The 11315-nt window shown below is 42.6% G+C and carries 6 protein-coding genes; 3 read left to right on the forward strand and 3 right to left on the reverse strand.

All coding sequences use genetic code 11. The features are described from left to right. Positions 1 to 14 precede the first annotated feature (14 nt). From B9N89_RS27700 to B9N89_RS27710, 3 genes are all read right to left on the reverse strand, one after another. A complete protein-coding gene (locus tag B9N89_RS27700; protein ID WP_132324897.1) occupies positions 15 to 6002 on the reverse strand; it encodes an AAA family ATPase in 5988 nt (1995 codons plus the stop codon). A gap of 127 nt (positions 6003 to 6129) precedes the next feature. Then, positions 6130 to 6492 (reverse strand): response regulator, encoded by a 363-nt coding sequence (locus tag B9N89_RS27705; protein WP_132324894.1) that lies wholly within the window; start codon positions 6490 to 6492, stop codon positions 6130 to 6132. A gap of 24 nt (positions 6493 to 6516) precedes the next feature. Next, positions 6517 to 7629 carry a helix-turn-helix domain-containing protein gene (locus tag B9N89_RS27710; protein WP_132324891.1) on the reverse strand — a complete coding sequence of 371 codons (1113 nt, stop codon included), beginning with the start codon at positions 7627 to 7629 and terminating at the stop codon, positions 6517 to 6519. Positions 7630 to 8038: 409 nt separating this feature from the next. Here B9N89_RS27710 and B9N89_RS27715 point away from each other — a divergent pair, with 409 nt between their 5' ends. The 3 genes from B9N89_RS27715 (at position 8039) to B9N89_RS27725 (ending at position 11143) form a co-directional block, all read left to right on the forward strand. Next, positions 8039 to 8503, forward strand: a complete 465-nt coding sequence (locus tag B9N89_RS27715) for a hypothetical protein (protein ID WP_132324888.1) — start codon at positions 8039 to 8041, stop codon at positions 8501 to 8503. A 708-nt stretch (positions 8504 to 9211) separates the two neighbouring features. Continuing rightward, positions 9212 to 10222 (forward strand): HD-GYP domain-containing protein, encoded by a 1011-nt coding sequence (locus B9N89_RS27720; protein ID WP_132324886.1) that lies wholly within the window; start codon positions 9212 to 9214, stop codon positions 10220 to 10222. 186 nt (positions 10223 to 10408) lie between these two features. Further along, the gene (locus tag B9N89_RS27725; protein ID WP_234996185.1) at positions 10409 to 11143 is read left to right on the forward strand and encodes a hypothetical protein; all 735 of its coding nucleotides are present in this window, start codon (positions 10409 to 10411) and stop codon (positions 11141 to 11143) included. Positions 11144 to 11315: the final 172 nt, after the last annotated feature.

Raw genomic sequence — 11315 nt, forward strand, 5'->3', positions numbered from 1 at the left:
GTTTTGAATTGATTTTAAATATCAATCCTTCGCGCTTCAGTCGATGGTGTCAACTGAGCCAGAGGTAAGACAATCTTAAACTGAATCGGCAAGTAGCCATCTACAATTTCACTAGAAGCTTCCACTAAGATCTCTCCATTGAATTCCTGAAGCCTGGAGCGGATGGCGTTCAAACCAACACCTCGTCCTGATATATCGGTGACGTTTTCCTTTGTCGAAAAGTCTGGTTCGAAAATACGATTTAGATCCACATGCCTATCGAAGCTTAAGTTGCCATTTGAAATCTTTGCGATATCAAGGCCGATGCCATCATCTCGAATCGTGATCGATAAAGAGTCTGGTGCCTCTTCAGAGTGGATATAGATCGTCCCTGATTCTGATTTCCCCCTTTTCCTTCGCTCGTTGGGTGTCTCGAAACCATGGTCTACGGCATTGCGAATAAGATGAACGAAACACTCCTTTAAGGCCTGGAAGGTGTCTTTACTCAATATGTAGCCACAACCTTCCACAACAATATCTGGCGGGGCTTTTTCAAGTTGACAAGCTATGGACCGAGCTTCAGCTTCGAATGATCGGGCTAAAGCCGCAATACTATCTGGATGAACTTGATTCAGTTGCATTTGAATAGCTTCATAGCAATCACTTGAAACGCCCTTGTGTTTGTGGCTAGCAACGAGATTCTGAACTTTTCTGATAACCTTCAAGTATATATCAGTTTCATCCTGCCTTTCTCGCTGCTTGAGGTTGGTCTCATAAATACTATTGTACTCATTCAAAACGCGCCGAACTTCTGGAAGATGATTCTCTGACTTTTTGAAAAAATCAATCATAAAATTGGGGCTTTCTTTAGCCGCTAATTGTAAATCATTCTCAACATCGTTGATTAAGTTCATCATGATCGAGAGCTTCATCATGCGACTGAGTCCCTTGAGAGTATGAAACCCTCGCTTGACGACAAGGACATTCGTTTCGCTGGGATGAGCTCTTGCTTGGTCGATCTCATCTATGAGCTTCATCGCCTGACTGTAGAATCGTTCGAAGTCCCCACCATCAATGTTAAGGAGTTCAGTTAGCTTCTTGGCATACAGAGTTTGCTGCTGATTACTCATCTGGAGATGCCTAAGATCTGTGACATCTCTAATAGCTAGCAGAATTTGTGATACCTTGTTTTCTTCAACCGTAACACAGTTCCAGTCAAGCTCGACCATCTTCTTTCGGCCATCCGAGAATCTCAGAATTGCTTCGCGGGGAAGGAGGTGTTCATTGAGTTGCCAGGCTAATGAATCGCAGTGAAGTGCATATTTTAGCACTGTGATAATTGTTTGAACTGTATCAGTACCGATCTCTAAGCGGTGTAGAATGTAGTTGAGATCCAACTGATGATCCATTGGATTTTCAAGGATTTCATAGAGGTACTTGGACTGGTCGGAGCATACAAGTTGATCTCCCTCATCTGCTTTTTTAATCGTTAACAGGCCTTGGCTCATACTTTCCAGGATCGCGGCAATTTGCTCCTTACTTTCTTGAAGCTGTCGCGTCCGGAGCTCGACCTTCTCTTCCAATGACTCATACAACTGAGCGTTTTCTATAGAGATAGTCGCCTGGTTACCTAGAATCGAGATGATACTGAGCCTTTCCTTGGGGAATGCGTTATAAAGCTCGCGATTTTCTAAATAAACGATCGCCTTTATCTGAGAACTGGAAAATAAGGGGTAGACGAGCAGTGACTTCACGTTGTTTGTTTGAATGCACCTTTCTTTGAGGTAGCGCCCGACTCGTCTGATATCAGATAAGATGAGAGGTTTAGAGCTTTCAAGAACGTCATTAATAGCCAGCCAGCAAATGTCTATGGCTTGATTACTAGGATAAGCTTCCTCGTTTGAGCCTTGGTCTTGGTAGTCTTCATAGGCCTTGACTAACCAGGTACCTTCGGACGACGGGTCTGGTGTTAAAAGGGCTGCATGACTTGCACCGGAGCTTTTTCTTATGACTCCAATCAGGTTTCTTAGAACTTCCTTTGGTCTTAGCTCCGCTGCGATTGCCTGGTTGCTTCGAATGATAGCCATCACATCATATTGTTCTGGGTCCCTAGAGAGGCTCTTAGTCGGATCGCTTAACTCAGCTCCAGGTTCTCGACGTCCTCGATCAAGGAAGCTATAATCCTTGCTAATTTGATCGACTTTAGCGGATGCGCCGTAGGTTTTATATGAGTTGGTCGCAATATCGATGAAAGCTCTTTCAAGCCAAGCCAAATTCATACTCTTAGCTAAGTCAGCAGCTCGTTCTGATGCGAGCCCAGCAGCCCAGAAATAGCCATGCTTTTCAGATGCAGATATAGCTTTTTCGTAGGCTGATAGAGCCTTAAGAAAACTTTTCCGCCTTCGAAACGTTTCAGCAAGGAGGAGGCAGTAGCAATGGTCAAAGTTTTCGGGAACTACCCTTGAAAGCTTACGTAGATGATGCTTGATGCCGAGTAGCTTGATTCGATTTAGCCTATAATTGCAGCTCTCAATCTCTGAAAGAAAGGCTTGAAAGAAGCTTAGATAGGGGTGAAATATCATGCCAACGATCGGGCTACCATCAAGGTTTTTGATCCATTCGGACGCTCTCTGGTAGCGTCCGAAAATGATATCGTTGAAAGCGCAAGTTACGCACCAAAGTGCAACGGCTGAAGGATTGCCTTGCAAGCTTTCTTGAAGGTGTCGTGCATCCTCACCCTCAAAAATTGTAAAATCAATGTGACCATCCTCTAGTGATTTGATGAAGCGCTTTAGGATTGCAAAGGATGTTTTAGACCAGACAGATACCTTGACCTTTTCAAGGAATGCGTATTGGTCTACTGCTTGGCTCATTTCGTCAATTGAGCTTGATACGAAGATATGGCAGATGTTGTTGATGCCTCGGCAGTAGTCGACCCAATTAATCTCACCAGCCTTGATCAAGTTTCTTTCTGCTTCTGCCAGGATCTGAAAATCCTCTCTAACGTCTTGAGTCCAATGAGCAATAAACGCGGCACGAGTAAATAGGGCCCGGCCGACAAAGGTAGGGTTAGCATTATCATCGCCTAGACGCAAACCTGCTTGAGACAGCTTTTCGCCCTTTGTATAGTTGCCTAGAATAGCAGAGTGGATCACACCAAAAGCATTGAGTATTAGTGTTGAACTTTCGAGAGTGCCAGCCCTGAGAGCTAGGCGGGCAACGATGAGGACGTTGACCGCATAAAGATTCATATTGAATTGGTAGCTAGAATCTAAAAGACGAATCAAGATATCGATAGCCTGACTGAGCCGCTCATCGATGGCAGGTGGTAGCTGGTCCAGGCAATCAATATCCTTTTTTCTAAGCTCTAGGCTAGTTCGTATCAATTCTAGAATAACCTTTGGGGTTCCAACAGATTTGTGGGGAAAAGCAATATTGAGCAGGCCTAAGGCTGTGCTTGCGACCATGCAAGCTTCCTTGAACCTTCCGACTTTTGCGAAAAGTTCGATCTTTTTCTTGTAGATCTGAATTTTAAGTTCTTTTTTGCTAGTGCTTGAAATCAGGTGTGTAAAAACCTTTTCAGATTGATCAGGCTGTTCACAATAGTATAGAGACTCAGCCAGAAGAAAGTTGATTTGAAAGGATATGTCAGCATCGAGACTCGTTTCAAGTTTTTCAGCTACGTTATTGGCTGCTTGACACAGCTCAGAGGCTCTTCGGAATGCGGCAGTTGCTCTGGCTTTTTGAGCAGCTACAAAATAGATATCGACCAATCTTTGAAGCTCATCTTGATCTTTGACTAGTGGTGACCCAACATTATAGACTTCAGCTAGAAAAATGACAGAATAGTTGGACGTTTCTTGAAGCCCCTGACGAAGAAATAGTACCCTTGCTAGCTTTAGATGAACTTGTATAATTCTGTCTTGGGATAGGTAGAGCATCGCTGCTTGTTGGATTCTGTCGTGAGCAAATTTATAGTATATGCTGTATTGGTTAACTGATGACTGAAAAGTATCTGGCACGGATGGGTCAGCGATGGAGCTGTTTTCAGCCATGATAATTTGCAATTCACAAGCGCGCCAAAGGGAACTTAATAAATCTTGGCCTGTGCTGCTGCAAATTTCAGCGAGTAAGTTAAACTCAAACCGTGACCCAATGCATGCTCCTATAGCCAGAATCTCTCTTAGCTCTCCATCGAGTGATTTCATCGTATTCAGAACGAATTCAACGACATTTGATGAAATCTTCAAGTCCTTGATGTCCTGGATTTGAGCCTTCCAGACTCTAGATTCTTGATCGTAGTTTATATAGTTTTTTTGGTAGAGGTTTGATAGGAGTTGTCTAACGAAAAAAGGATTTCCTCTAGTCTTCTCAAATATAATCTCACTTAGTATTTGTAACTCATCTCCTTGTATCTTCAAGGTGTCAAAGAGCAGAGTCGATATGTGGCTCTCATTGAGGTCTTGTAAGAGGACTTCGGGTACGAAAATATCATCTTTCTCTAAGCTTGCCATCATTCGTGAAAATGAGTGACCAGTGTCTATTTCGTTGCTTCGATAAGCCATCATTAAAAACAAATATCGATCGTCGACCTTTCTGAAAAGGCTTCGAAGACACTCCAGTGAACTTTCATCGGCCCACTGAATATCATCTAGAAAAAGCACTAGGGGCTGGTCGGGAGACGCAATCACATCGATAAATTGACCGAATGCAGCCATCACTCTATTTGTGTTTTCAGTTGCTCCTAGATCAGGAAGCGTGCCAAGCTCAGAGCCCATTAGTTGTTCTAGGTCTGGAATCAACACTTGCAAAGCTAAGCCTGTATCGGAGAGTTCCGATTGAAGTCTTCTCTGTAACTTGAGTACCTCGGATTTTGGTTTTTCCATGATCTTTTCGACAAGTTGCTGCATGCATTGGGTGAGAGCGTTGAATGGAACATCACGCCTAAATTGCTTGAACTTACCAGAGATAAAGATCCCGTGAGAAAGAGACACGGATTTTTCGAGCTCGAATGCGAGAGATGACTTACCTATGCCTGAGTGCCCGACCAGCCTTAAACTCTTAAGCCTACCTTTTGTGGCTACATCTAGGTAGGCATGGGTCATGATATCTATTTCGCTTTCGCGGCCGTAGAGCTTTTCTGGAATCTTTAGGAAAGAGGAATAATCTTCTATCCCTGGCAGCCAGGATGAAGAAACATTCTTACTAAGTATCAGTTCAAGATCATGAATGATTCCATGGGCACTTTGATAGCGATCTTCCGCCTCTTTCGCTAATAGTTTCTCAATCACTTGATCAAGGGCTTTCGGTATTGCTCGATTGTATTGACTGGGAGGTGATACACGCTCTCCGATATGGGACGCGACAAGGCTGAGTGGATCACTGGATTCAAATGGTGGCCTCCCTGTGAGCAAGAAGTAGAATGCAGCACCTAGAGAATAGAAGTCGGTGCGATAGTCGATACTCCGATTCATCCTGCCAGTTTGCTCAGGAGAGATGTAGGACAGATTGCCTTCAAGATCATGAATACTGGACTGGAGCTGCTGCTCCTTGCTCAAGGTCGAGGCATTTTCAAAGCTGATGATCTTCAATGCCTGATCGGCTTGATTGTAGATTAGTTGACTGGGATTAATATTACGGTGAATGAGTTTTGCGTCGTGAATCTCATTGATGGCTATGATCGCTTGTTTTGCGACAACGACGAATTCATCGAGAGGAAAAGCAGCTTCTGATAAAACAAGATTTTCTAGTGATTCTCCAGAGACAAGTTCCATCTCCATTAGGGCCGCATCGATGGCTTCCTTAAAGTTAAAGACCTTCACTGCGTGTCTGAAATTATGGCGAGATAAAATTGAATATTCTCGTTTAAGTTTCAGAATACTACTTCTATCGACTCCATTTGCAACAGAGAGTTTCAAAACAAGCTCTTTGCGATCGTCTACTGAACGAGCCTTGAAAATTGCTGCCGATTTTTGCCGTGATGTAGAAACAAGCCCAATATAAGGCTTCAGTAGTGGATGCATATCTCCTCCAATGACAACATCGGAAGTTAATACATAGTCTAAAGCTTTCCATAGTCTAAATTCTTAAAGGCGAGAGAGCCTAAAGCGGCTATGATTTGGATGAGGCAAGATATTCCTTGTCCAAAGTCTATTCTAATAGAAAAATTTGACTTACCAACGTCTTGACCCGTTGATTAGATATTGGTTTTACCAGCCACGTTATGATATTTAAATCTTTGATTTCTGAGCCGAAAACCTCAAATTCTGTTGTTAACATAACAACTGGAAAACGAAGCATTTTGTTATCAGCCAGCTTCCTAAGCATCTCCAGCCCCGTTAGCCCTGGCATGTGGTAGTCTAGGAAAACAAGATCTGGATGGGGATGGTTCTGAAGATAGGTCATGCCTTCCTCTGCTGATTCAGCTTCATGGATTTCATAATCCCTTGTAAGAATGACCTTTAGCTGCCTTCTGACTTCCAAGCTATCATCGATAATCAGGATTTTCTTCATATCTTTCTCAACTCTTAAGTGGTCTTATTGTGACTCTAAGTGATTGTTTGACGTTGGCACTTTTAACGACTTCGCTAACTTTATCATCCTCTTATTCAAGTTCCTAAAATCGTCGAAAATTTGATCCAATTTTATCCCATGATCCAAGCCATTCAAGGACGATGAGCAATTTAATAGGACCTCTAGCTGGAAAATATGGGGTAGATCAGATTTCTTGGACAAAACCTTCCGGGTTAGATACAGTGACCGATCGCTGTTTCCTTGATAGGAAGCTATGATCGCTTCATAGGAAAGGCATCGAACGAGGCTATGCGCTGCTGGTATCTCATCAAAGATTTCTTTTGCCATATTTAAGTGATGCATGGCTTGTTGAGGTTCGTCTAAGCTTAGCCATATGCTTACTAAGTGTAGATTTCCTCCTACCCACTGATCAAGGATAATCTCACTTGATACATAAAGATCTAGCCCTTGTCTCAATGATTCTCTTGCTTCGGATCGCTTTCCCTGAAAAATTTGGCTTAGAGCAAGGCCAAGGTACGCTAGTCCTATCAACCAGAAGCTTTGGGCTCGGATGATTACGATACGAAAGCGTTTGACAGCTAGTGTTAGGTCATCATCGATCAGAGAAGCTAGCGCTTCTAAGAGATTTTTTCGAGCTGCTGTATCAAATCGTTCGTAGTTCAATTCAAGGTTAGTAGACTTTTGAACGATGGCGAGGAACTGAGATAACTCAAGGTTCAAGATTCGGCTCACACTATCGACAAGTAGAGAATTGATCCGAAGATTTTCGATTACGCTTGATTGAGAGTGGGCAATGAGAGACGATAGTTCGTTATAGTACCCAGCTACCAAGGCCATTTCTATAACTTTATCGCCACTGATTTCTTCATGTTTAGGCCTTAAAGGGGCTGGAACTGTTTGTTTTAGCTCATCCGATAATTGACTTGGTTGACATTGGAGTACCCGTGCTAGGAGTAAAAGTTTGTCTTCATCGATATATGGTATCTTCCCAGAAAGCCATCGACTGAAAGTCTCTCTTGTCACGCTGAGCATGGCAGCCAGGTCACCTTTTTTAAGGCCCGCCGCATCCACTTCCTGACGAAGCGCCTCTCGATTAATTTTTAGCCGATTCTTCATTCAAAGATTCCCCAAATCCGATGGGTTCGAGCGTAGCTGTATTGCCAGGTTAGAGCCCTTGGCTCCGTTTTCGTTCGTATTACTACGTTCGGTGGTGTGACTAGAAAATTGATCAAAAAATGTAATAAGCAATAAATACTGACGGTTACCATTGAATCTAAGGGTCTGTTTTTTGATCAAGACGCAATTCCTAAAAGATGCGTTTTGGATTCTTAGCTACTTGCAGCTATCTTTGGGTAACCACCTCACCTGAGAAGCGTCTTTTCGTCAAATATAAAATGACTGTAATGCACTAATAATAATAATTAAAACAGGAGTGATCAATTTTTCGATCAAATTGTCCGAAAGGACTTAAAACAAAAAGACCATATCATTCGACACACGCAAGAAAGCTCCTAAAGAGGTTTGTATGAACACGATAACACTGCCAAATGCATCAAGAACACTGGACCACTACATGAAAGTCTTAGAGAAGGACTTCCTGATTTTGGATATCTTATCCAAGGCGAGAGTTGCTAAGTGTGTTGGTCCTGTGTGTTTCTTGATACATATAAACAGCATGCTTGGAAACATCAGCTGCATCTTAGTAAAGCTTCAAGGATCAAGCTTGAAGTCTTCACTTCTTTCACGGACACTAGATAAATCATCTCACCTGAAAGCACTGATTCAAGAAGTTGTCAAACTTAAGGTCGTTACATTTGACGAAGACTTTGACCAGATCCTAAGAAAGCATCAGATCGATAACTTGAAATTTGCAGGCTCCAAGGAAGAAATATTTAAGAGTGTCATGTCATTTCTAGAAGTAGATAGAATTCAAATGGTGGACTGCCCCTCTGTTTCCGTCCGGTTTCACAGAAGCTGGGTGGGCTACTGAACTACCAAAACCCATCGCACGCTCCATAAGATTCCAGTCTATTGGAGGATGACCCGCTTTTCGGCGGAGGGTTGGCCTTTGGCCAGCCTCTCCTTTTAGTTCTGTCTTCATCACCTTGCTAGCATTTTTACGGAACATTCTTTTCACTACTGCAAATTTCTGTGGATCACTAAATACATGAAATAAGCCTAGAGCTAATAAGCAACTCTCGTGGAACTCAAACTTACTATTCGTGTACTTATTTTGATCTGTTTGATGATCAGTAGAAAATTGCTAGAAACAAACAATAATTCATGCCGTATTTCAAAAATCAATATTAAGAATTATCTGATCTCAATCACATTTCGATGTATCGTAAATGAAGTCGACCAAAAGCTTGAGTATATCGTTTTTTTATTGACGTTATTTTAACAGGTTACTTTTCTTCCTATAAAAATATAGTTTCAAGCCTATTTTTTTCACATGACTTTAGACAAAGTGCCGAAGATCGGTCTTACTTATAATCAGATGTTTGTGAAAGAAGCAAAAGGAATATAGGTTTTGGCAAAAAAGTACACTATCAAGAAAATTACAAGAAAAAGGTGTAGGATCTTTCCCCTAACCAGAAATCATCTCGCAAAATACAGAGCGGTATGCTTCGAATCGTTTCACTTCCTTCTTGAAGCTAAGTCGATTGACTTTAGGATCTACATAAGGATTGGCCAGGAGATGGTGGAATACATTCGACCCGACGAAATGAGTCACCAGCTGATTCTCGATATATGGTCAGCTAGTCAAAAACCAGGTGTCGATGTAGAAGTCTATGTGCTTAAGTTAGAATATGAGAAGTATCAGAAAACTATCGGTCAAATTCGTATTGGCAAGATCAGAAGGCTTCTAGATAAAGAACCCCGGCTCGATCGAAAGATCTTAGATGTCTTTCATGATCTAAGTAGTGCCTCGCAGTTGATTCTGAGAGGTGGAATTCAGAACCATATGGTAAATAGGGCTTCAGCAGTTGTATCGAGACTCGTTGCTGAGCTAATGGAGAGCAATCAAGCTGTCGGCACACTCAGTAAGATGATTAGTATTGACCCGACGCTTTATGATCACAGCGCAAGTGTCGCGATGCTTTCGGGGATCGTCGCTCAGCAATATCAACTGAGGGTGTTCACTCTAGGTGAGTTAGAAACGATCATCTTAGCAGGGCTCTATCATGACTCTGGCAAGGGCCATATTCCTAATCACATCCTCAACAAACCAGGTAAGTTTTCTGATAGCGAATTTGCTATTATGAAACAGCATGCTTCTCTAGGGCATCGAGAGATCTCCCGAGTGATATCGCAAGGAGCTGCTATCGATCCTGTCGTGGCTCTTGTGGCTTTGGAGCACCACGAAAGAATGAATGGAACAGGTTATCCTCTAAAAAAGGCCGGAAAGGCGGAAGAGTCAAAGAATGGCATCCATTTGTATAGCAGGATCGTTGCGGTGGCAGACACCTACTCAGCACTCCTAATGAAGAGAGTTTATAAGCCTGCATTATCAGCAGAGGAAGCTATAACTAAGATGCATAGCTTCGCATCAAACCATTTTGATGAGGATGTTTTTCTGCCATTTGCCGCTCATGTCTTAGCAAGTCTTCAGCAGTTTGAAGAAGTTGATACGAAACCAATTAGCGAAGACTCTCAGAAGGATAAAGTAATGTTGTATATGATGAATGGCGAGCCAGTGTTTGTTTAAGAGGGAAGACCCGAAATACTTGACTTGAAGTTTGCAGAGCCTGATTTCAGGAGGTCATTTTGGGCGAGTAAACCCATGCCGTCTAGTTCTCAAAACATCAAGAGTCCCCTAGTCTATTTTGTTGGAACGTTCTATGATCCGCGAGATCTAAAACTAAACCTGGAGAATATGATGAAATTTCTTACTATGTCACTTCCAATAGCGTTTTCTATAACAATGGCTGACCTCACTCTAGCACTGGAATCGAGAATTGAGTCGACAGCAAACTTTTCTATCGAGAAGAGCCAAGTTGATCTTGTTCAAGTTGCTGTTGAAGTGTTGGAACAGAGTGACTCCCTTGACAGGTTCGCAGTACTTGGTTTCTATGACTTATTTCAGTATTCTGGTAAATATCAGATTATGAAGACTTCTGTGACGTTTTCAGATGTAAGGTTCCATAGCAGCGATTTTGATAGTGTTTCCGATCTTAGCTTCTATAAGTCTGTTTTGCCCGACACCGAGATCAACCAAGTCGTTGACGACAGGAACTTTAATGTGACTAGCTATTTTAAGGTCGGCCCCTTCAATCTTGGTTCGTCGTCAGCTGATGTTGCCATTTCGAATTCTGAAGATAGTGACAATCGGGAGTTGATGCTGGAATCATTCGCAACCATCGAAGCCCAGTCACAGATGGGTAATCCTGACCTTGTGGTTCACAGCCACTATACCAATGTTTCTAGCCTTGCTAAAGAGAGTTTGCAGCTTGATGCCTACTACCTCAATGAAGATGAAACCATAACCGTTGTTCAGTATTTTGTTTCAGCTCTTTCCATCCCAGATTTTCTTGCCAATCTAGTGGAGGGCGCCTTGATCGATAGCGCTCAGAAGGATCGTGTAGCCTATGCCGAACGATGGCGCGCTTACTTGAGCGAATCGTTCTAATTCTACCAAGTCGCTGGCAAGTGCTCCAGCCATAGCTGAAGGCTTGGCTGGTGGTGAAAGCCAGCTATTGTGATCCTGAGTAAAGAGCGATAGCTGCTTTGAGCAGGTGAGCAATCCTTCATTGGATTTCACCTTGGTTCTCAATGTACTGTTTTAGAACTGACAAAGGCGC

It is taken from the genome of Pseudobacteriovorax antillogorgiicola, from assembly GCF_900177345.1.
Taxonomy (GTDB): Bacteria; Bdellovibrionota_B; Oligoflexia; order Oligoflexales; family Oligoflexaceae; genus Pseudobacteriovorax; species Pseudobacteriovorax antillogorgiicola.

Excerpts from the sequence above, each read along its gene's own strand:
- B9N89_RS27705 (WP_132324894.1), bottom strand. The coding sequence starts at position 6,492 with ATGAAGAAAATCCTGATTATCGATGATAGCTTGGAAGTCAGAAGGCAG.
- B9N89_RS27715 (WP_132324888.1), top strand. The coding sequence starts at position 8,039 with ATGAACACGATAACACTGCCAAATGCATCAAGAACACTGGACCACTAC.
- B9N89_RS27710 (WP_132324891.1), bottom strand. The coding sequence starts at position 7,629 with ATGAAGAATCGGCTAAAAATTAATCGAGAGGCGCTTCGTCAGGAAGTG.
- B9N89_RS27725 (WP_234996185.1), top strand. The coding sequence starts at position 10,409 with ATGTCACTTCCAATAGCGTTTTCTATAACAATGGCTGACCTCACTCTA.
- B9N89_RS27720 (WP_132324886.1), top strand. The coding sequence starts at position 9,212 with ATGGTGGAATACATTCGACCCGACGAAATGAGTCACCAGCTGATTCTC.
- B9N89_RS27700 (WP_132324897.1), bottom strand. The coding sequence starts at position 6,002 with ATGCATCCACTACTGAAGCCTTATATTGGGCTTGTTTCTACATCACGG.